At 62.4% G+C, this 22,488-nt stretch carries 16 protein-coding genes and 1 tRNA gene; 7 read left to right on the forward strand and 10 right to left on the reverse strand.

The genetic code is table 11. From position 1 onward, the window contains the following. Window positions 1-7: 7 nt before the first annotated feature. The 4 genes from GGQ90_RS14915 to GGQ90_RS14930 form a co-directional block, all read right to left on the reverse strand. Entirely contained in the window at window positions 8-1,528 is a 1,521-nt protein-coding gene (locus GGQ90_RS14915; protein ID WP_188082865.1) for an XrtA system polysaccharide chain length determinant, read from the reverse strand. Between the two features lie 2 nt (window positions 1,529-1,530). Further along, complete coding sequence (locus GGQ90_RS14920) at window positions 1,531-2,175, reverse strand: XrtA/PEP-CTERM system exopolysaccharide export protein (RefSeq protein WP_188082866.1); 645 nt, start codon at window positions 2,173-2,175, stop codon at window positions 1,531-1,533. 131 nt (window positions 2,176-2,306) lie between these two features. Next, window positions 2,307-3,539, reverse strand: coding sequence for a pyridoxal-dependent decarboxylase, exosortase A system-associated (locus tag GGQ90_RS14925; RefSeq protein WP_188082867.1), 1,233 nt, complete (start codon window positions 3,537-3,539; stop codon window positions 2,307-2,309). Next, a complete protein-coding gene (locus tag GGQ90_RS14930) occupies window positions 3,536-5,083 on the reverse strand; it encodes an acyl-CoA ligase (AMP-forming), exosortase A system-associated (RefSeq protein WP_188082868.1) in 1,548 nt (515 codons plus the stop codon). Before GGQ90_RS14930 ends, GGQ90_RS14925 begins: the two co-directional genes overlap by 4 nt. A 47-nt stretch (window positions 5,084-5,130) precedes the next feature. Between GGQ90_RS14930 and GGQ90_RS14935 the strand changes: the two genes are divergently transcribed. Both GGQ90_RS14935 and GGQ90_RS14940 read left to right on the forward strand, forming a co-directional pair. Continuing rightward, the gene (locus tag GGQ90_RS14935; RefSeq protein WP_188082869.1) at window positions 5,131-6,135 is read left to right on the forward strand and encodes a GNAT family N-acetyltransferase; all 1,005 of its coding nucleotides are present in this window, start codon (window positions 5,131-5,133) and stop codon (window positions 6,133-6,135) included. A gap of 28 nt (window positions 6,136-6,163) precedes the next feature. After that, complete coding sequence (locus GGQ90_RS14940; RefSeq protein ID WP_188082870.1) at window positions 6,164-6,451, forward strand: acyl carrier protein; 288 nt, start codon at window positions 6,164-6,166, stop codon at window positions 6,449-6,451. A gap of 189 nt (window positions 6,452-6,640) precedes the next feature. On the opposite strand, the gene trxB is transcribed toward GGQ90_RS14940, so the two are convergent. After that, a complete protein-coding gene (trxB, locus tag GGQ90_RS14945; RefSeq protein ID WP_004212146.1) occupies window positions 6,641-7,603 on the reverse strand; it encodes a thioredoxin-disulfide reductase in 963 nt (320 codons plus the stop codon). A 204-nt stretch (window positions 7,604-7,807) separates the two neighbouring features. On the opposite strand from trxB, the gene GGQ90_RS14950 reads away from it, so the two are divergent. Beyond that, a complete protein-coding gene (locus GGQ90_RS14950; protein WP_188082871.1) occupies window positions 7,808-8,524 on the forward strand; it encodes an alpha/beta hydrolase in 717 nt (238 codons plus the stop codon). Between the two features lie 11 nt (window positions 8,525-8,535). Here the strand turns inward: GGQ90_RS14950 and GGQ90_RS14955 are convergent, their stop codons facing one another. The 4 genes from GGQ90_RS14955 to GGQ90_RS14970 form a co-directional block, all read right to left on the reverse strand. Continuing rightward, window positions 8,536-9,273: a proteasome-type protease gene (locus tag GGQ90_RS14955; RefSeq protein ID WP_007706268.1), complete on the reverse strand. Its 738-nt coding sequence runs from the start codon at window positions 9,271-9,273 to the stop codon at window positions 8,536-8,538. Between the two features lie 27 nt (window positions 9,274-9,300). After that, window positions 9,301-10,164 (reverse strand): transglutaminase family protein, encoded by an 864-nt coding sequence (locus GGQ90_RS14960; protein WP_188082872.1) that lies wholly within the window; start codon window positions 10,162-10,164, stop codon window positions 9,301-9,303. 18 nt (window positions 10,165-10,182) lie between these two features. Continuing rightward, a complete protein-coding gene (locus tag GGQ90_RS14965) occupies window positions 10,183-11,115 on the reverse strand; it encodes an alpha-E domain-containing protein (RefSeq protein ID WP_188082873.1) in 933 nt (310 codons plus the stop codon). Window positions 11,116-11,206: 91 nt separating this feature from the next. Further along, entirely contained in the window at window positions 11,207-12,616 is a 1,410-nt protein-coding gene (locus GGQ90_RS14970; protein ID WP_188082874.1) for a circularly permuted type 2 ATP-grasp protein, read from the reverse strand. A 296-nt stretch (window positions 12,617-12,912) separates the two neighbouring features. On the opposite strand from GGQ90_RS14970, the gene GGQ90_RS14975 reads away from it, so the two are divergent. The 3 genes from GGQ90_RS14975 (at window position 12,913) to GGQ90_RS30005 (ending at window position 14,476) form a co-directional block, all read left to right on the forward strand. Then, a tRNA-Met gene (locus GGQ90_RS14975) sits at window positions 12,913-12,989 on the forward strand. Window positions 12,990-13,179: 190 nt separating this feature from the next. Continuing rightward, window positions 13,180-13,500 (forward strand): Arm DNA-binding domain-containing protein, encoded by a 321-nt coding sequence (locus GGQ90_RS14980; protein WP_188082875.1) that lies wholly within the window; start codon window positions 13,180-13,182, stop codon window positions 13,498-13,500. Between the two features lie 226 nt (window positions 13,501-13,726). After that, window positions 13,727-14,476: a hypothetical protein gene (locus GGQ90_RS30005; protein WP_188082876.1), complete on the forward strand. Its 750-nt coding sequence runs from the start codon at window positions 13,727-13,729 to the stop codon at window positions 14,474-14,476. Between the two features lie 636 nt (window positions 14,477-15,112). Here the strand turns inward: GGQ90_RS30005 and GGQ90_RS14990 are convergent. Then, window positions 15,113-21,940, reverse strand: a complete 6,828-nt coding sequence (locus GGQ90_RS14990; RefSeq protein WP_223178268.1) for an autotransporter outer membrane beta-barrel domain-containing protein — start codon at window positions 21,938-21,940, stop codon at window positions 15,113-15,115. 40 nt (window positions 21,941-21,980) lie between these two features. On the opposite strand from GGQ90_RS14990, the gene GGQ90_RS14995 reads away from it, so the two are divergent. Continuing rightward, window positions 21,981-22,271 (forward strand): hypothetical protein, encoded by a 291-nt coding sequence (locus GGQ90_RS14995; RefSeq protein WP_188082878.1) that lies wholly within the window; start codon window positions 21,981-21,983, stop codon window positions 22,269-22,271. The last annotated feature ends 217 nt before the right edge of the window (window positions 22,272-22,488 follow it).

Below are 22,488 nucleotides of genomic sequence, written 5' to 3' on the forward strand. Positions count from 1 at the left end.
GGCTCCTTCACGCCGTACCGCGCTGGATGAATTCGACGACGATCAGCAACAGACACAGGGCCGCCAGGCCGCCGCTGGCGCCCGCAAACCATTTCATGCGCTGCTTGTCGAGGGCGACCTGGGCCGTGCTGGCGACCTGAGTGATCGACCCGGCAACCGGGATGCCAACGGCCCGCTCCAGACGAGCGGCCGTCGGGAAGGTGCCCTTGAGCTGACCGATCGCAAAGGCCACGCCGACGCCGGCACCAATGCCGACGATCAGCACGCCCAGCAACAGTAGCGGCCGGTTGGGCGCTGCGGGCGCGTTCGGCAGGCTCGGCGGCAGGATGACGCGGAACTGGACAGCCCCGGTTTCCGTCTTCACGTCACCGCGCAGGCGGATTTCCTCGCGGTCGGCGAGCAGCTTGTCATATTGGGTCTGCAGCGCGGCATAGTCGCGATCCAGCTTTTCCTGTTCGGATGCCACGCCCGGCTCATCGATCTGATGCGCCGTCATGGTGTTGAGATCGGCCTGAAGCTGCGCCTTGCGGGTCGATAGCGCCTGTACCGTCGCTGCGCGTTCGGCCTGCATGGATTTCAGCGAGAGATAAGCCGGGTTGGGGGTACCGCCCACGGCCGCCGCGCTGCCGCCGCCCTGGCGACGCAGATTGTCGACCTGGCGCTGGGCCGCGATCACGTCGGGATGGTTGCTGGTCCAGCCGCGTGCGCGCATCGCCGCAAGGTCCGACTGGGCCTGTGCCAACGGCGACACACCGCCGCCGACCGTCATGCCCGGCAGGGTTGCCGGGGTGCCGGCCAGTTGGCCGTTCATTGCGCTGAGCGCGCTCTGCGCCTGCACCAGTTGGGCGTCGATGTTGTTGATTTCCAGCCGCGCGGCATCCATCCGCTGGCTGATCGTTCCGGCCCCCGGCAACACGCTGGCATAGCGCTGGGCGAATTCGACGCGCCGCTTGTCGGCGACCTCCAATTGCTTGCCGCGGCCGGCGATCTGCTGGTCGAGGAACGCCAGACTCTGACGGGTTTCGGTGCGACCCCCGGTCAGATTTTCCTCCTGGAAGATGTCGATCAGCTTCTGCACCACCTGCTGGGCGATGCGCGCATTCGCGCCGTCCGACAGGCCGCTGTCGGCCGAAGTCGCGCTGATGTCGATCATGCTGGGATCAGCCTGGGCCAGCACGGTGATATGTTCGCGCAGGGTAGTGATCTTGCCCGCCACGTCGCGCGGCCCGGCGATAGTCTGCGCCAGGTCGGTGCCACGCACGACCTTTTCCAGATTTTCCGCGCTGAGCAACGTCTGGCGCACCCGGTCGAGATCCTGCTGGGACTGGACCTGGGTGATACCGATCTTGTCCTCCAGCAGCGACTGGGTGTTCACATAGACCCGCGCCTTGGATTCATAGCCATTGGGGATGAGCGACACGCCCAGCCAGCCCAGCATGCATACGCCCCAGGCCACGGCCAGCGCGATCCAGCGCCGGCTCCATATGCCGTGGAGGAGGACCAGCAGCTCGTCGTACAGACCCGCCATGATCAGAACATGCTTTCGGGAATGATGATGACGTCGCCGGGCGCCAGCATGACGTTTGCCTTGGTATCGCCCTTCTTGAGCAGGTCGCCGAGACGAACCTGATATTCCTTCTGCTTGCCGCTGGCCTTGTCGAAGCGGACCAGCCGCGCGCGATTGCCCGACGCATATTCGCTGAGGCCACCGACCGAGATCATGGCATCAAGCAGTGTCATGTTCGCGCGATAGGGAATGGAAGCGGGCTTTTCGGTCGCGCCGACGATGCGCACCTGCTGGCTGTAGGTGCCCGAAAAATTGTCGACGATGACCGACACCAGCGGATTTTCGATATATTGCGACAGTGCCAGCTTGATGTCGTCAGACAGCATCTTGGGCGTCTTGCCGACGGCCGGCATGTCGGTGATCAGCGGCGTGGTGATACGGCCGTCGGGACGCACCTGGACCTTCGCGCCCAGTTCGGGATTGCGCCAGACGAAGATGGTCAGATTGTCGAGCGGGCCGATGATATATTCCTCGCCCGGCCCTTCCTGGGTCGCGACGAAGGATGCGGGGGGAAGCTGCGGCGCGGAACCGGTCGATGCGCAGCCCGACAGGGCCACCGCAGGCAGCGATGCACCGATCAGGAGCCTGGAAATCCGCTGGAAACGCATAAAATTCACCCCTTCATACCATCATAGCCGACAGGCGACCGACAGGATATGGTCGCACGCAGGCCCATGGCTTCATCCTCGTCTTGCCGGAAAAGGGTAAAGATAGGGTTAGGCCTGCTGTCGCGCATGAATCAGCCAAGTAATAGTTCGCGAGGACTTGGATGACCAAGAAAGGCGGCCGGACTGGCCGACGCGCCATATGCCCCTGCCAGGAAAATCGCGATGAAATCACCCGGCGCGACCGGCGGCAACGCCAGCTTCTCCCCCAGCCGGTCGATCGGCGTGCAGAGACAACCGACCACATTTACCGGCTGGGTCGATGGCTCACGCCCGAAGCGATTGGCCACCGCGATCGGGTAATTGCGCCGCACGACCGTGCCGAAATTGCCGCTGGCGGCAAGCTGATGGTGCAGGCCACCATCGACCACGACGAAGGTTTCCCCCTGGCTGGTCTTCACATCGACGACCTGGGTCAGATAGACCCCCGCCTCCCCGACCAGCCAGCGGCCCAGTTCGATCGCGAATGCGCTGTCCTTCAGGATATCCGGCAGCGCCTTGACCGCGGTGTCGAGCGCGACACCGATCGGCCGGATGTCCAGCCGCTCGTCACCGGGGAAATAGGGGATGCCGAAACCGCCACCCAGATTGACCAGTGGCGGCGCCGCGCCGACCGCATCGGACAGGCGCGCCGCCAGATCGATGGTCGCCGCCTGGGTCTCGATGATCGCCATCGGGTCGAGCGCCTGGCTGCCGGCGAAGATATGCCAGCCACGCCAGTCCGCGCCGCCATCGATCATCGTGCGGGCCAGCGCGGCCGCGCGATCGGCATCGACGCCGAAGGGCTTGGCGCCGCCGCCCATGCGCATGCCCGAGCCTTTCAGATCGAAATCCGGGTTCACCCGCACGGCCAGACGCGGCACCTTGCCCAGTCGCTCTGCCACGGTGAGCGCGCGGGCGCCCTCCCCTTCGGACTCCAGGTTGATGGTGATGCCGGCGTGGATGGCGGCTTCCAGTTCGTCATTACGCTTGCCCGGCCCGGCAAAGCTGATGCGCGCCGGGTCCATGCCCGCGTCCAGCGCCATTGCCAGTTCACCGCCCGACGCAATGTCGAAACCGTCTACCAGACCCGTCATGCGCGCCAGCAGCGGCGCATAAGGATTGGCCTTGATCGCATAATGAAGGTCGATCTTCTTGGGGATCGCCTCGCGGAAGCGGCGGACCTGCGCTTCGATGATCCCCATGTCATAGACGAACAGCGGCGTGTCGCCCGCTTCGTCGACCAGGCTTGCCGCGCCGCAGCCGCCGATCAGCAGCATGCCTTCTTCCTCGGCGAACCAGGCGGGGATGGGGCCTGTGGGTTTCACGACGCATACTCCTTGGCCAGTGCGACTCGATCGATCTTGCCATTGGGGTTACGCGGAAACTGTGCAAGCACTAGCGTCTCGCGCGGCTGCATGAAATTGGGCAGTTCGGCCTTCAGGTGGGCGGCGACGGCGGCGGATATATCGGGATCGGCGGCGCGCAGCAGCAGCAGCACCGCCTGCCCCAGCCGCTCATCCCTGACACCAAGTGCGACAGCCTCCGCCACGCCGGCGACCGCAACCGCCGCCTCCTCGATCTCGGTCGGGCTGATGCGATTGCCGGCCGACTTGATCATCGCGTCGTCGCGGCCGACGAAATAGAGCAGTCCTTCCGGGTCGCGGCGCACCGTATCCCCGGACCATACGGCAATGCCGCCATGGCGGGAGGCTGACGGCGCCGGCTTGAAGCGCTCGGCGGTGCGCGCAGCATCCTGCCAATAGCCCTGCGCCACCAGCGGCCCGGCATGAACCAGTTCGCCCGGCTCGTCATCGCCGGCAAGGCTGCCGTCGGGGCGAACCACCAATATCTCGGCAAAGGGAATGGCAGACCCCATCGAATCCGGGTGACTGTCAACCAGAGTAGGCGACAGATAGGTGGAGCGGAAGGCTTCGGTCAGGCCATACATGGGATAGAGATCGGCCTGCGGGAACAGCCCGCGCAGCCGCGCCACCAGCGGCCGGGTCAACGCCCCGCCACTATTGGTCAGGCGACGGAGCTTGGCCGCGATCTCCACGGGCCAGTCCAGTTCGGTGAGTTGCACCCAGAGCGGCGGCACCCCGGCCAGGGTGGTGATGTCCCAGCGATCGACCGCCTTCACCACATCGCGCGGCGTCAGATAGTCGAGCGGATAGGCGCAGCCGCCCGCATACCAGGTGGAAAGCAGCTGGTTCTGGCCATAGTCGAAGCTGAAGGGCAGCACGCACAGCGTCCGGTCCTCCGGCGCCAGCCCCAGATAATGGGCCACCGACACCGCGCCGAGCCAAAGATTGGCGTGACTGAGCATCACCCCTTTGGGCCGGCCGGTCGATCCGCTGGTGTAGAGGATCGCGGCCAGAGCATCGGGCGTGGCATCGGACGGCGGCAGCGCCGCGCCACCGCTCATCCCCGCCGCCGCATCATCTTCCCGATGGAGATGGCAGTCGGCCGGGACATCGGCGGGCGCCAGCGTCGATAGGCGGCTGGCCGTGCCGATCAGCAGCGCGGCGCCGCTGTCGGCCAGGATATGGGCGACCTGCGCATGTTTGAGCAGCGGATTGATCGGCACATGGACAAGGCCTGCACGCGGCGCGGCGAGCGGCATCAGCGCGGCAACCGGCCCCTTGGCCACCCAACTGGCTACCCGCGCGCCGGATGCAAGGCCAAAACCGGCGAGCCATCCAGCCAGACGGCCAAGTGCCTGTTCCAGCTCGGCATAATCCAGCGCGCCCGATCGGCCCGCCAGCGCCGGCCGTGCCGGATCGCCATGCCGCAGCAGATGGTCTATCGGCTGCACATCAGCATGGTCGATCGGCGCCTTGGAAGCCAACAGGGGGTCGCTTAACATCATGTCCAGAATTTGGTCCTAAGGGCGTCTAAGAACCGGGAGATAATAGGTTGCTCGTCCCAAGGGAATATCGGACCCTGTCGGAAGTGCGTTCGGTGCTGGGTAGCCGGATGGACCGCGCCCATGTCCGCAGCCTGTTCGATCGCCTGGACTGGTTCGAGACATTGCACCCCCACTGCCTTGCCGACACACCGTTGCGGGTGCTGCACCAGACAGAGGACGCCTGCGAGGCATGGTTGTTCCTTCTCGCCCCCGTTCCCCACCGCCTGACTGCGCTCGCCAACTGGTATAGCTTCGCCTGGAGCCCTGTCTTCCTGGGCGCCCCGGACGCGCAGCAGCAGGCGCGCCTGCTGGAAAATATCGCCCGCCACCTGCTGCGTGAGCAGGCACAGATCGATCTATACCCCCTTGCCCAACCCGAACCGCTGGTCAGCGCCTTTCGTCGCGCCGGCTGGTTCGCGGTGCAGCGGCGCATGGGCAGGCGCTATCTGCTCCATGTCGATGGTCGGGATTTCGCCAGCTATTGGGCGCAGCGCCCAGGCCGGCTGCGCAACCAGGTGCGCCGCAAGGCACGGCAGAGCCGCTATGACCTCAGCATCAGCGACCGACTGACCGATGCGCTGTGGCAGGATTATGTTGATGTGCAGGCGCATAGCTGGAAAGCGCCCGAGCCCGGCCTGCCCTTCCTGCGCGCCATGGCACAGCGGGAAAGCGATGCCGGCACTTTGCGGCTGGGCTTTGCCCGGCTGGATGGCCGCGCCGTGGCGACACAGTTATGGACGGTGGAACATGGCATGGCGCTGATCCACAAGCTGGCCCATGACAGCGCCCATGACGAAGGATCGCCCGGCACCCTGCTCAGCCATGCGATGTTCGCCCATGCCATCGACCAGGACCGGGTCGAGACGATCGATTATGGCACCGGTGACAATGACTATAAGCGCGAATGGATGGACGAGCGCATTCCGCTCCATCAGATCGACCTGTTCAATCCGCGCCGGGCATCGAGCTGGTTTCCCGCCGCACGCACCTGTATTTCCGCGCTTGTCGGATAGGCGGCGAGCCATTAGATAGCCGCCCATCATGCGGGCGCACAATTCTCAGCCGGTCGACCGGACAGACGATATCGAAACCCTGGTACGGGCGCTGCTGCGCGACGTGCTGAGCCTGTCGCAGGACCGGGTCGATGCCTTCGATCCCGACACGCCGCTGTTCGGCGCATTGCCCGAGCTGGACTCGATGGCCGTTGCCGGCCTGCTCACCGAGATGGAAGATCGCTTCGACATCCTGATCGAGGATGAGGATATCGACGGCGACACGTTCGAGACCTTCGGCACGCTGGTCACCTTCCTGCGCGCGAAGATCGGCTAAACGCCACTTTCCCCCAAGGAATTCGGGCTGAGCCATTTCTGGCCCAGCCCTTTTTTCTTAGAGTCCGTTTGAGAAAGCCGGTTCCAGCCCGCTCCCCCGCCCAACCGCCCGATCCGGTATCATCCTGTCGGGTGGTTGGGCTGGAACCGTACTGAAAAATCGCCCTTTCGCGATTTTTCAAACAGGCTTTTACGCTTCGACCAGTTGCTCGAAATCGGCTTCGGCGAGGAAGCGCTCGACGTCGAGGGCGGCCATGCAGCCCATGCCGGCCGCGGTCACCGCCTGGCGGTAAATCTTGTCGGTCACGTCGCCGGCCGCGAAAACGCCGGGAATGGCGGTGTGGGTCGTGCCCTTCTCCACCACGATATAGCCTTCGTCGAGCGGCAGCTTGCCATCGAACAATTCGGTCGCGGGGTGATGGCCGATCGCGACGAAGCCGCCATCGGTCGGCACATGCGACTTCTCGCCGGTGACGGTGTCGATCAGGTCGACGCCGACCAGGCCTTCGGGCGTGCCACCGCCGACGAACTTGTCGACCGCCTTGTTCCACAGCACCTTGATGTTGGGATGGGCATGCAGGCGCTGCTGCAGGATCTTTTCCGCGCGCAGCGAGTCGCGGCGGTGGATCAGAGTCACGTCATGGCTGTGGTTGGTGAGGTAGAGCGCTTCCTCGACCGCCGTATTGCCGCCGCCGATGACCACGACCTTCTTGCCGCGATAGAAGAAGCCGTCGCAGGTGGCGCAGGCGCTGACGCCCTTGCCCTGCAGATGCTCCTCGCCCTCGACGCCGAGCCACTTGGCCTGGGCACCGGTGCAGATGACCAGCGTATCGGCGACATAGAGGGTGCCGCTGTCCCCCTTCAGCTTGAAGGGACGTTCGCTGAGGTCGACGTCGACGATCTGGTCATACATCATCTGCGCGCCGACATGTTCGGCCTGGGCCTGCATCTGCTCCATCAGCCAAGGCCCCTGGATCACATCCTTGAAGCCCGGATAATTTTCGACGTCGGTGGTGATGGTCAGCTGGCCGCCCGGCTGCATCCCCTGCACCACGATCGGCGCGAGGCCCGCGCGCGCGCCATAAATGGCGGCGGACAGGCCGGCCGGGCCGGAGCCGAGAATGAGCATGCGGGTGGAGTGGGTGGCGGTCATCGATAATTCCAGCTGCGATTCGTGTGGCCGCCAGAGATAGGCCCTGACAGCCCCCGCGCAAGCAGGAGTTGGGCAGGAGATTTGCTTGGGGCGGCCCAAGACAGAGGCCCATGCGGGCCTTTCCACATGACAAGATCATCATTGCACTATGATCCACAATATATCACAAACAGCCCCAACGATAACGCGCAGGAGAGATCAGGCATGGCAACATTCGTGCTGGTGCATGGCGGGGGACATGGTGGCTGGTGCTATCAAAAGGTCGCGCGGCGGCTGCGCGCAGCGGGGCATGAGGTCCATTGCCCGACGCTGACGGGCCTGGGCGAACGCGCCCATCTGCTGAACGCCGACATCGACCTCGACACCCATATTCAGGACGTGGTGGCGCTGATGACGTTCGAGGGGCTGAGCGACATCATCCTGGTCGGCCACAGCTATGGCGGCATGGTCATTACCGGCGTTGCCGACCGCGTGCCGGATCGTATCCGCGAGTTGGTCTATCTTGACGCGGCCCATCCGCGGGACGGAGAATCGCTGCAAATAGTGGCGCCGGCGCAGATGGAACCGACCCGTGCCATGGGCCGCTCTGTCGACGGGATCGAACTGGTGATGTGGCCCTTCCCCGGCATGGCCAGCTTTTTCGGCATCACCGATCCGGCCGATGTTACCTGGACCGAGGAAAGACTGACGCCGCATCCGTGGAAATGCTTTGGCCAGCCGCTGCGGCTGGAAAATGGCGACGCCGCCTTCCGCCTGCCACGCACCAACATCAATTGCATCCAGGCCTTGCAGAACAGCCCGGACGAGGCGCGGGCGCGCCAATTGGACGGCCATCGCAATTTCGAGATCGACACCGGCCATGACCTGATGATCACCGAGCCGGACGCGGTCGCGACCATGCTGCTGGAGGTGGCGGGTTAGGCCCCCTCCCCTTAGTCGAGGACGTTGGGCAGATCCTCGAACCCCTTGCGCAGGGCGGCGGACCAGCCCTGCGATATCATCGCGAACTCCTCGTTATCCGCCTCGATCCGGGTGCGGACACGGAAGTCGAAACTGTCGGTCTCGATCACCGTCAGGTCGAGCGGCATGCCCACCGACAGGTTGGAGCGCAGGGTCGAGTCCATCGATACCAGCACCGCCTTGGTCGCATCCTCCAGGCTCGTCTCGCGCTGGATGATGCGATCGAGGATCGGCTTGCCATATTTATGCTCGCCAATCTGGAAGAAGGGCGTGTCCTCGGTCGCCTCGATGAAATTACCAGCCGAATAGATGAGATAGAGGCGCGGCTTGCCACCGCGGCGCTGGCCCGCGATCATGATCGACGCGCTGGCGGCGGCCCCGTCCATCGCGATACTCTCGCGATAGCGCCCCTGCATCGTGCGCATCGCGTCGCCCACCAGTTGCGCCGCGCGGTGCATCGTGTCGCAATTGAGGATGGTCTCGACCTCGGGGTCGCTTTCCGCCTCGCGGATCGCTCGCGACAACATCGTCTTCACCCCCTGGGTGATCGACAGATTGCCCGAACAGAGCAAGGTGATCGCCCGCTCGCCCGGCACATGATAGGTGAAGCTTTTCCGAAAGCGCGCGATGTTGTCCATGCCCGCATTGGTGCGGGTGTCCGACAGCATGACCAGCCCCTGGTCCACGCGCACCGCCACACAATAGGTCATCGCCCCGAAGTCCTGCTTATCTCTACCCTAGGAGCGGGGCGTGGGCGTGCTCTGCTGTTGCTGGCGTTGCAATTGCCGTTCCTCGACTCCGTCCTCCGCCTGCGCGATCCTGACATCGGCGTCAATGCTGATATCGCCCGCAACCGTAACGGAGCCCCGTATCGGGGCAGCTTCATCGGCATCCAGGCCACTGGCCAGGCGCAGATAGCGTTCGGTGATGCAAACCCGATTGGACGGATCAAAACCGACCCAGCCGAGCCCCGGCACCAGCGCCTCTGCCCAGCCATGGGTTTCGTGCAGATCCCCTTCGCCCGCCAGCAGATAGCCAGAGACATAGCGCGCCGGAACGCCGAGCAGGCGCGCGCCGGCGAGGAATATCTGGGCATGATCCTGACACACGCCGGCGCCCAGCGCGAAGGCTTCGGCCGCCGTGGTGTCGGCGCCGGTCACGCCTGGACGATAATCAACCATATCGCTGATCGCTGCCGACAGCGCGTGAAGCTGGGCCAGCGGCCCGTCTCCTTCCGGCAGGGCGGCGACCATGGCGCGGATCGCGTCCGACGCCTTGGTCAGCGCCGTGTCGCGCAGGAAATAGCGGGCATCGACCCGACAGTGCGGCAGCCCGCCGATACCATGGGTCTCACGCGTCTCGACCAGCCCCTCGGCAATGATCACCGCCTCGCTGAGGCTGTCATGGCGAACCCACACCGCCTCCATCTCGCCATAGCTGTTGGGACGAAAATTGGTCAGCGCCTCGCCATTGATGCTGACCTGCCAATCATGCACCTTCTGCCCCGGCGTATCGATCGGCATGAGCTTCAGCCGCATCGCGACACGACCGACCGAAGCGGGATAGCCGTAGACGGTCTGGTGACGGACGAGCAATTTCATGACGGTCTCTCCCCCCTCTCAGCCGAAATGATAGGTTTCGGCGATTTCGACGCCGAGCCGGTTGCTCATCATCAGGCTATACTGCACGGTTTCGTGCAGGCCGCGGCGGAAGATCTCGCCGCTGTCCAGTTCCTCCAATTCGCTCACCAACTGCTTCACCGTGTCATGGCAGGGGCCGCGCGCATTGTGCCAGCCGGCCAGCCGGTTGAGCCGATAGGCCAGTTGATCGCAGCAATAGGCGACGCTGCGCGGGAACAGCCGGTTGAGCATCAGGAAATCGGTGATCTGCCAGGGCGTGTAGGTGCCGCCATAGACATGATGATAGGCCCGCGCGCCCGACAGCGCGTAAAGCACCGAGGTCCATTGATAATGGTCGCGATTGCCGCCGATAACCTCCGTCTCGGGCAACAGCACATAATATTTCACGTCGAGCAGCCGCAGCGTCATCTGCGCCCGCTCCAGCGCCGAACCGCAGCGCAGGAAGTCATGGCCTTCGTTGCGCAGCTGGCCCGAATGGGCAGCGCCGCGGAAAGTCATGACACGCGTCTTCACCCAGTCGATCAGCGCGGGCAGGTGCGCCCTCGCCTCGGCCACATCATAGCTGTCAAGCTTGCGCCAGCCATCATTGAGCGCCTCCCACATGTCCTGCGTGAGCATGGTGCGGGCCGACTTGGCGTTGGCGCGCGCCTTCAGCAGGCAGGATCGGATCGAGCTGGGATTGTCAGGATCCAGCATCAGATAGGCGACGATGTCGCTTTCCGTCACCGGCACACCATCCGGGAAACGATGCCCAGCCCCGGTCGCACGCACCACCGATCGCCATTCGTCGCGATGATTGGCGCCCGGCAGGATCGCCATCCGCTGCCCCATCGACAGCAGCCGCGCGGTGGCCTCGGCGCGTTCCATATAGCGCGCCATCCAGAAGAGATTTTCGGCGGTCCGGCTCAGCATGTCTTGGCTCTTTTCACCGTGGGGGCCGGCGTCGTTGCGCCCGCCCCTGCATCATCAAGGGATATCGGAAGGAAGGAAGCGGCCGCGCCCATCAGTCCTGCAACACCCAGGTATCCTTGACCCCGCCGCCCTGGCTGGAATTGACCACCAGCGATCCTTCGGTCAGCGCCACGCGGGTGAGGCCACCGGGCACCAGCCGCAATTGCTTGCCGACCAGGCAATAGGGACGGAAATCGGCATGGCGACCGACCACGCTGGCCGGGCCGAGCGTCGGCACGGTCGACAGGTCGAGCGTCGGCTGGGCGATGAACTCGCCGGGATTGGCCTTGATCCGCTCGGCATAGGCCTCGACCTCGGCCTTGCTCGCCTTGGGACCGATCAGCATGCCATAGCCGCCTGAACCATGGACTTCCTTGGCCACCAGCTCGTGCAGATGCTCCAGCACATAGGCCATTTCGTCGGGCTTCGAACATTGCCAAGTCTGGATATTGTCGAGGATCGGCTCCTCGCCCAGATAGAAACGGATCATCTCGGGCACATAGATATAGACCGCCTTGTCGTCGGCGATGCCCGATCCGGGCGCCGACGCCAGCGTCACGCCGCCATTGCGATAGACGCTGAAGATGCCCGGCACGCCGAGCAGGCTGTCGGGGCGGAAGACCAGGGGGTCGATATATTCGTCGTCGATCCGGCGATAGATGACATCGACCGCCTTGGGGCCGAGCGTCGTCTTCATCCAGACGCGGTCATTGTCGACGAACAGGTCGGCCGGCTCGACCAGTTCGACGCCCATCAGGTCAGCGAGGAAGCTGTGCTCATAATAAGCGCTGTTGAGCGAGCCTGGCGTCAGCACCACCACCACCGGATCGCCCTTGCAGGCGGGCGGCGCGACTTCCTTCAGGCTCTTGAGCAGTTCGGCGGGATAGTCATCGACCGGCGCGACCACGCCCTGCGCGAACAGTTCGGGGAACATGCGGGTCATGATCTCGCGATTTTCGAGCATGTAGGACACGCCCGAAGGGGTGCGGCAATTATCTTCCAGCACCTCGAAACTGCCCGGCCCGGTGCGCACGATGTCGATGCCGACGATATGGCTGTAGACCTTCCCCGGCGGGGTGAAGTCGGCCATTTCTGCCAGATAGGCGCTGTTGCGATAGATGATGTCGGCCGGCATGATGCCCGCCTTCACGATCTCACCGCGATGATAGACATCGTGCAGGAAGGCATTGAGCGCGCGGGCGCGCTGGCGAATGCCCTTGTCGAGGATGCGCCATTCGTTCGCGGTGAAAATGCGGGGCAGCAGGTCGAAGGGGATCAGCCGTTCCGGATCGCCCCCCTCGCCATAGACGGCGAAGGTGATGCCGATGCGCCGGAAGATCGCTTCCGCCTCATCCATGCGACGATTGAGCCCGGCTATGCCTGTCCGCTCCACCCATTTCTGCACTTCGTCGTAACAGGGGCGCAGCGAACCATCAGGCTCAAACATTTCATGGAAGGGCAAGTTGTCGTTCCTCCCTCGGCCCTCGGCCGGTTGTGCATTGCAACAATAGTGCGCCGCATCGTTGCGATTGCAAGACAAAAATGGCGGAGCCGAAAAAGCGTTCCTTCGGCCATGTCAGGATTGCGGAAATAGGTCGCGCCGATCGTTTATACGCGCGTAGAAGAGCGCGCGACGGGGCCGCTGGTCGAGCGTTCAAAAAAGAATGTAGATTTTTGCAATCGACCCGTTGACCACTGTCCATCCCCTGCGTATAGCGCCGCCTCACCGCAGGGAAACACCCCCTGCGAGGCCCATGGGGCGGAGTAGCTCAGCTGGTTAGAGCAGCGGAATCATAATCCGCGTGTCGGGGGTTCAAGTCCCTCCTCCGCTACCATTTCCAAGACATCGAAATGATCGCAAAACCGTCGCTTTCCAGCGACTTACAGGCGATGTTGAGCATTATGTCGAATTTTCCCGCAAATGCCCCGGATGGACTGGATTGGCCTGATTTGGCCCCGGTTTGACAGGAATTGTGCGCAAATTTGTGTCATGCTTTTCTTCGCCTCGAGACGATCGAGGTCATCATGGAAACCCCGAAAACATTGGCTCCAGCGCAGATCGAAATGTTGGGACAAGGCCGCCATTCCGATCCCGCCGTGCCCGGCCTGTGTCTAAAAGTGGACGACAAGGGACGGCGCACCTGGTGGTACAGACGCCGTATCGCGCGCGCAAAAACGATCATAACCAAGCAGTTGGGTGCATTTCCTGCCTTTTCCATAGCGGCGGCCCGCCAATGGGCAATGCAACTCAATGAAGCGACGCAGCGAGGCGAAAATCCTCTGGCGATCCAGCGCGCCGAAGCGGTACGCACGGCGATGACGCTCGACAAGGCGCATCAGGCCTAAATCACCGCCATCAGGCGCGGGGATCGCAAGAAACGATCAGTGACAAACAGGGCATCTACGATCGTGACATAGGCCCTCGCCTCGGCGCGAAGATATTGAGTGAACTCACGGAAAATGACTGCTGGGACGCGGTCTATGACAAGGCGAAGGGTTCGCGCTACCGCGCCAACAAGATGGCCGGCAGCTGAGCTATTTTCTCAAATGGTGCGCGGTACGCGAGGGACGCATGGAGGCGATCGAGCTTGCCGCCCACCCTGCCCCGACGCTCAATTCCAACTGGTTCGATACGGGGCCGGCAGCCAACCAGCGCTTCCTGGATGAACCCGAGCTCTGCCTCTGGCTCCGGGCGCTGGCGCCCGAACCGCTCGACGTTCGCCGCGCGCTCCTCCTTCCCCTTCTGACCGCTGCGCGGCGCGGAGTGCTCTTCGGGGCAAGCGCCTGCGAATTCTCCAATTGGCTATGGACGCTGCCTGCCGATCGCTCGAAGAATGGCGAAACCAACTTCGTGGCGCTGGGTGCCTGGGGACGTTTTCTCGCCCAGACCAATGCGCGCTGGCTCATCCCCTCCCCACGGGTCGATGCGATCGGGGCGCAGGGTCGAGCGCACCAGGTCGCGCATGGCGATATCGGGCGCCCGGGTCCGCAGTGCTACAGTATCGGCTGCCGGGCTCTGCACCCGCATCAGCCGATCGTCAGCGCCAGACCAGAATTCGAAATCGACCAGATGCTCGTCATTGACGACGATCAGCAGGTCATAATCGGATTTATAGCCGCCCACCGGGTCATCCACCCAGCCGCCACGCGCATAGGAGCCGTAGAGCACGATCTTCAGGCTACACGCCTGTTTGTTCCATTTCTGGTTACGTCCAGCCTGGGCTTGCTCAAATTATTCGAAGAGCACACGCACAGCATGCGCGAGTTCACGCTGTTTGGGCGAAGGCAGGAAATCGAGGTCGGTCCTCATTTCTCCTTCTAACCATATTGTTTCACAAAAGGGAATCCACCTGCGCGCTCCGCCGACCGAGCAACGTCCGGACCGCGATCATGCAGGCATTTCGCCTCCAATTTCAAGAATGCAGCAAGCAGGACATGTCATCCGAACCGCCCAATCCCATGGGGACTGTCAACGGCCTGACACGCCATGTCATTGAAATGCCATCAAAGCGCACCATATGCGGCCTGTCGCCCCCATCCCCCCGGGGAGCGCCCCTCCCTGAACTATTGCTCCGCCGATGAGATTTCTCCGGCGGGGTTATTTTTTGCATCGGCAGATGGCATGCGCCCAAACTACCAACGGCAAACAATGGGACTTTGCAGACCGTCGGCTTAAAAGTTTTGAACCGGAATAAGCCGACATAGCATATATGGCGCACCGATGGACTGAGGGCCGCAACGCGCCCATGCCCCCATTTAATTGCCCGATCTCCGTTCCCAGAACTGGGCATTCGCAGATATACCATCAACCACTGGCGGGAGCGGCCGGGCATGGTCCATTGTCTATGGTCAGGTCCGGTGGATTGTTTGCTAACGGCTGGCCTTGGCACAACATGGAGACGGCGAGGCAAATTCGTGAAAAGTGCCTCGCCGCTGCAATGTTGCGATCGGCACGATCTCAGAAGGCGAATTTCATCCCGACATTGGCCGAAGCGCGGCGATCATCCTCGCTATAGGTCTGCGACGCGTTGGCAAAGAGCGAGAGAGCCGAACCTACCCGCATTTCCGCGCCACCGCTTACGCTGCCAACCAGGCCGCCCCGACGGGCACCCAGCGATAGCAATCCCTGCTCGGATCCGGAGAAGCCAGCCAGCGCTTCGACACTGCGTCCCTGCAACTGATATTGCACGCCCAGCCGCACGAAGGGACGGAAGCCGGCATTGGAAGCGCGGCTGCGTCCCAAGGCGACGCCGGCGTCGGCGAACAGTGCGTCATGATCGTCCTTGGCAACGTCAAGCGCCCAGACGCTGCTGCTGCCTTCGCTGAGGCCCGTGCGGGTCGTTGCGACATAGGTGACACCGATATCCGGGTTTGCCGCCCAATCGCCGCCCAGCGCCGCCTCATAGGAAAGCGACAGGTCGCCGATCCAGTTCTTGAGGCGGAAGCGGCCATGCGCCTTGCTGCCGTCGGGCGTCAGGCGATCGGTGTCGGCGTCGAGTTGGTGATAGGCCAGCGTCGCGTCGAACCGCAGCGCCCGCAGCGCATAGCTGCCGGCAAGGCCAGCCAGCCAACCATCGGCATCGGTCTGCGATCCCAGCTGGCGCAGCGTCTGGCGGGAGTCGAGATAGCCGCCAAAGCCGGCAACCGACCAGCGATCGGTTCCGATGCCCAGGCCGCCGAGCAGGCCATAGCTGCGCGAACGACTGGCCGACAGGCCGGTCTGGTCATCCGCCGAGATCCGACCGAGGCCGCCCAGATACTGGCCGATGCTGAAGGCGCGGGGTGCTTCGTCCGCTGACAGGCGGGCAATGCTGCGCGCAGCATTGGCGATCGCAAGGCCATTCTCCACGCCCATCTGGCTGGCGGAGGCATAGGGTTCGGCGGTCAGACGCCCAAAGGCTGCCGCGCTGGATGCGCCCGATGCCGTTGCCAGCACGGGCAGGGCTTCGATCAGCCCTTCGCTGGCCGTGCCCGATGCAATCACGGCATTGGTGTAGTCGATCGCCCGCTGGACCTGCCGCGTATAGCTGCCATTGTTGAGGAACTGGCCGAGCAGGCGGATGCGGTCATCGTCCTGGACGATGAAACCGAACAGCGTGTCGGGCTTCACGATTTCGCTGTAGCTGCCGGAAATGCCGCCATGGGCGATGATGAGATCCAGTGTGGTACCGGGCTTGATTTGCTGATCGGCGCTCAACACCAGGCTCGCACCCTGCGCAATCGTCAGCGTGCCGGAAATGACCAACTGATCGGAGACGGCGGGCGTCAGTTCCATCAGGGTGGTCGATCCGCCGGCCAGGGCGACATTGCCGGTAACGATCATCGTGCCGGGCGATGTGCCCGGGCTCAGCGTGCCTGCAACATGGATGTCGCCAATCACGGTGCCCGCCGCTCCAAAGATCGCCCCCTGGCGCACCAGGATGCTGCTGCCCCGGATGATCGAGCCGGCAAGACCGACCAGGCGACCACCACTCAGGTCGATCGCGCCGAGATCGGCGGTGCCCGACACGGTGGCATAGCCGCGGCCCATGTCCAGGCCAGCGATATTGCTGACGGTGGTGAAGCGCACAGGGGCGCTGGCGCTGCCGCCATGGAGCAGGATGCGATTGCTGCCCCCGCCGCCATCCACTGCGCCGGCGAACAGGCCGTTGATGGTGAAGCGATTGTCGCCGTCGCCGAAGGTCAGCCTATCGGCGGCCAGTGAAGCGCCGGTGGCGAGCGTCAGGTCGCCCTGCACGCTCAGGTTCTGCAGCGTGAAGCCGTTGACCAGGGTCAGCGTAGCGCCGCCCTGCGCCAAGAGCGCCTCGAACCCGTTCAGGCTATGGCCGTCCAGCGTCCGTGCATTGGCCAGCGCCAGTGACAGGCTGTCCTGGCCCGCGCCGCCCGACAAGATGCCCTGCCACAGGGCACCATCAGCGAGGCGCACGACATCGTCACCGCCACCCATGTCGATCTGCCCCAACAGCCGGCCGCTGGCTGCGATGTCGAGCTGTTCGCCGGTCTCGCCGAAGCGCAACGCGCCATCGGCACTGCCGAGCTGGCCAGTGACGGTCAGGCGGCCGCCAGCCAGCGAGATGGTCTCGAAGCCGATGGCGGTACCGGCCAGCGTGACCGGCCCCTGCGCGGTGAAGGTCAGACTGTCCTGGCCCACGCCGCCATCATAGCGACCTGCCGCACGCGTCAGGTCGAAGGTCAGCGCGTCGTTGCCGGCGCCGAACTGCACGGCACTGACGTCGCCGGTCAGGCGCAGCTGCTCCTGGCCGTCGCTGCCCAATATCTGGCCGACGAATTGGCCGTTGGTGGCCAGGTTCAGGTTCGTGCCTAGCAGCGTGATCGCATCATAGCCCTGGCCAAGCCCCAGCGTCAGCGTGCCCTGTCCCTCCACGGACAATTGCTCGAAGCCGACCTGAGCACCGATGCCGCTGTGGTCGCCCGTCAACATGACGCGGTACAGATCGGTTCCGGCGCCGCCATCGACTAGGCCAGCGCTGCTGCGGGCGCCTTCGGTGAAGCTGTCATTGCCCGCGCCGAGCAGGACCGGGCCACCGATGACGCCGTCATTGACTATGCTGTCATCGCCGCCAGCAAGGTCGATGCCACCGCTGATCGTGCCGGCATTGCGCACGCCGTCATTGCCGGCGCCCCCGGTGATGGTGAAGGCACCATCGCTGCTTAGCGTTTCGCCAGCCGCCACCGAGATCGTGCCACCGTCAAGGCCGATCGTGGCGAAGCTGAAGTCGCCCGAATAGGTGACATCGCCTTCGCCGATCTGGGCGAAGCGCTCGAAATTGACGAACTGGTCGGCATTGATCGCGCCGCCGCCGGTGGCATCGACGATGAAGCTGTCGGTGCCGGCGCCGCCATCGACGATGCCCTGCATGATCGCGCTGGCGAGCTGGGTGAAACTGTCATCGCCATCGCGCAGATAGACATCGCCGACGATCGTGCCGCGGTTGACGATCACATCGTCGCCAAAGCCCAGGTCGATATCGCCGCGGATGATGCCGCTGTTGGTAAGGTGATCATCATGATCGCCGATGCTCTGGATCGCACCGGCCAGACGTGTCGTGCCAAGCAGCAGTGCCAGACCATCGTCCGAAGCGAGCACCGTCCCGGTCCGACCGTTGATCTCGCCGCCGTTGTCGATGTCGATTGTCAGGCTCGACAGAATGGTGGTCGAGGCATCGCCAAGCGCTTCGATGACGCCGCCCTGCGCATTGGCGACCTTCAAGACCGAGCCGGACACCCCCGAAGCGTTGATCGCCGAAGCAGGTGCCGTATAGAAATAATCCTCCCAATAGTCGTAGAAAATCAATGAACCGCCACTATTGGCACGTAATACCCCGCTGTTCGCAACTATGAAACTACCGGTTAATTCGAAGATGTCATCCAGGTTGATCGCCGCCCCCCCTTTGGCAGAGGATTCGATCGTCCCGCTATTACTGATACCGACAACGCTTCCCGCACTGCTGGAAGAAAGGCTGATGTTTATCCCGCTCCCGAACGCGGTAGAGATCCTGCCTGCGTTGCGGATTTCAACATTGGCCGGTTCGTCAGCGTAAAAATAGCCTTCTACGCGACCTGAGATTACTCCTGCATTGTTGAAGGTTATTTCGCGCAGTTGGTTGCTATACAAACTAACGGCCAGGCCGTAATGATCGTTGCCGTTAATAATTCCTGAATTGCCAAATAAAAGTGTGTTGATATTCGTGATCGACACGCCCGCATATTCGGTATCATCTTTTCCGATCACCGCGCTGTTTGCAAAGGCACCCACGGCACCGGAAAATGCCGAAATATCCGCTTCATTGGAGAAACTCGCTAAAGGCTCCAACTCCAGTTCGAAAGGATAAGCATAGACACTACCGGTTATGACACCGCCGGATTGCGCACGATTGACGATATGGCCGTTGCCACCAATCGCGAAACCATTGGCGATGGGTTCGGCTGATTCCAGTGTCAGAACCGTATCAAGCCCCTCCGCGCGAACCAGCTGCGCTTCAAAATTCACCCCCGATACCGTCCCGAGGGTTACAGTCCCGCTGCTTTCAAACGTCTGGCCGAAAATGTCAAATCCGTCGCCCCCGTCGATAATGCCCGAAACGCCTATGTCCTGCCCCTTTGACAGAAAGATGTCGTTCGCTGCCCCGAACAGCAGATCCCCATTCAGCCTACCGCCATCGGAAATGTAGAGGCCGCTGGCATAGCCGCGACCGTAAACGCTGTAGGCCATATCCACAGTGCCGGTGATGATGCCCGCATTTCTGATCGACCCGCCATTACCGACCTGGATCGCGCCGCTTTTGCCATCAATCGTGCCATCGGCGCCGTTAACAAGAGCCAGCGATCCAGAGCCAGCGATCGCGACCCCGTTTGTACTGCGCAACACACCGTTGTTGTTGATTTTAGTGGCATTAAAGTCGGCAACCACGGCGCGACCATTCATGCTGATCGTACCGCTATTGGTCAAATATGGTGCAACAACTCCAACAGATGTCGTTCCGTTTTCAAATTCGGCAATAAGGCCATTATTATATACATGCCCCGCGCCGCTGATAGCCGCTGCGCCATCGACAAGGATGACGCCATTATTCGTAACCTCAACCCCTCGACTGATTGCGGCCACATAGCCGTATGGAGGTATCGCGAAATTCTGGAAGGTCAGCGTGCCGTCGTTGATGAAGCTGCTTTCATAGCCCAGCGCGACCATGGCGCCGTAGGAAGGATAGCTGCCGGTTGCGCTCCGTATAGCCGTCAGCGCCCCCCTGCTCCTGACCAACAGTGCCGAATTATTGTAGCTTTCGCCCGGCAGTCTGATCCCATCAACGATGCTGAGGAATCCCTCTTCCGCGAAATTGAAGTCCGCAGCCAGTTCGACTGTGCCTTGACCGGCCAAAACGAGACTGTCGCTTTGTGTTGCCTGCGCACTGAGGAGGAGGGTCGCATCCTGCGCGACCTCATAGCTGACCGCGCCGAAGCCGGCGAGGCGACCGAGAGTCGCACTGGCATCGGTTGCGGCCATGTAACGAAGACTTGCGCCATTGCCATGGACGGTGCCGTTGAAACCATCGAACATGGGGCCGCCCGACACCGGTAGAGACACTGCGAGGGTATCGCTGCTGCCCAGGATGAGGTCGCCATTGAGGATCCCCCCCTGCAGTGCAATGTAGCTGTTGCCATAGCCGTAAATAGAATTGCTGGCGAGGTTGACGGTTCCGTTGATCGTACCCGCATTGGCAATCGTGCTGCCATAGACTGAATAGTTGGAATTTTGCGGACCAATCGCCAAAGTCCCGCCCGAAATGACACCGTCTGCTTCGTTCAACAAACCGCCGCCGGTCATCGCCACCGCAATTTGGGGAGAGGAGATGGTGCCGCTGTTCTTGAGGCTGCCGTTAAGCAAGACGCCTGCGGTGGCGCCATCAATCAGTCCGTTGTTGATCAGGGACGGACCATAATAGGTATCGACGTGCAGGGCGATATCGCTGGTCGAACGGATCGTCCCGAAATTCACCATGCTGCCCGATCCGAAGTAGATCGTCCGGTTCGTAGAGGTTATATCGCCTTCATTGGTGAATTTAGTCGAATGGAGCGACAGCGCATTGCCTTGGACACTGATCGATCCACTATTGTCGAACGTCATCTGACCGAACGACAGAGCCGTCGTGTAGGGGGCCGCGTATGCGGCATTGATGATACCCTCGTTTCGGAAGGTCAGGCCATAGCCATAATAGTCGCCCGCCGAGATTGTGGCGTTCGGCTCCGTCAGCATGATCCTGGTCTGGTTACTGATAGTTCCATTGCCGGCCATGAACAGGGAAGCGTTCGCGACGAAACCATCGACTAGCGCAACATTTGCCGTGTTCAGCGCTGTGATGCGGACTTGTTCAAATCCGGGAAGTGCGATGCGCTGATTGATGATGCCGTCGGCCTCAAACTGCACATCAATCGTGTCATTCCCTTCGCCGCCATCGACACGCCCGCTGACGCCGGTATGCAACCCGCCCACCAGATCGAATGTCGCAAACAGCAAGTCATGACCGCCCCCCAGCAGCAAGTCCCCGTTGATCGTGCCGAAGCGGGAATCGATGCTACTCGTTGTCGAATAATATGGAGAGGAGGCAGTCTGCGTGATGACATTGCCATCAATCACACCCGCATTGGTCAATTGCAGACTGGCCGTCGCACCAGTCGCGATAATGCCGCCTTTGATAATGCCGTCGGTCTGGTTATCGACAGAATAATAATAGCCCTCGATCGCGGCGCCGCCGCTGCCATTGGCAATCGTTCCGGTGTTTACCAGAACAGCCCCGGCACCGAGGTTGGCGATCGTCGCACTTGCGCTATCCGAGCGGATGATGCCGTTATTGTTCAGGTCTGCCTTGGGGCCGTAACCATCGCCAATCTTGCCGTCGATGGCACTCCATGCCCCGCCATTGATCAGCCCGTCATTGGTCAATCGGGTCAGCTTTCCGCTGACCGCACCCATGACCCCATCCCGGCGATTGACCAGGCTGATATAGGCGTAGGCGGTGTTCGCGGTGTCATCCCGGACGGCATAGCCATCGGTGCCGGTGATCGATCCACTATTATCAACATTCAGAGTCATGGAGGCATAAGCATTGCCCGGCCCGTTTGACAGAAGAATGCCTGTGCTGCCGTCGATGCGACCGCCGGATCCCACCACGACACCCAGATAGTCGGATGCATAAACGGGGCTTGCCGCATCAAACCGGACGCCGACATGGCCTACGCCCTCGACATGACCGTCTATGTTCAGCAGCACGGTGCTAGAGTAGACATCGCCATGCGCGCGCTGGACCAAAATGGCATCGCTGCTGGACGAAGAGACACGCGCACCGCTGGATAGCGAGACGCTCGTATTCTCGGATGTGATGACAACACCATCATTATCGGTGCCATCGCAAATGGTCGTCCCACCTGTGACCGGCGGATCGGGCTGGCATTGGGCTATCGCAACGTCCGTGAGCATTGCCGACAAGACAAGAAGGCTGACGCCGCTGGCACGACGCAGCTTATCTGAAAATTGCATGCAAATACCCCCCCAAAAAAAACATATGAGGCCGCTATGGCAAAGCCATGAAGTATTTGTCTAGTGATTTGGTCGCAGCATTTAAACTGCCTGGGATCTATCGGAGGATGTAACTACTATGCGCCTTAAGTCGCTGGCGAGGTGATCCCATGTGAGTCAAGAGGCGAACGGGAGCCAACGCCTGACGGTGGGTTCAACGGGTGACGGCAACACTTTAATCTTTTGAGGAAGATGGAGTGTCGCGATGAAGCAGCGTCGTCGGATCTATTACACGGCCAGCC

Origin of the sequence: Sphingobium scionense (assembly GCF_014197035.1) — a bacterium.
In the GTDB taxonomy this organism is placed as follows: domain Bacteria; phylum Pseudomonadota; class Alphaproteobacteria; order Sphingomonadales; family Sphingomonadaceae; genus Sphingobium; species Sphingobium scionense.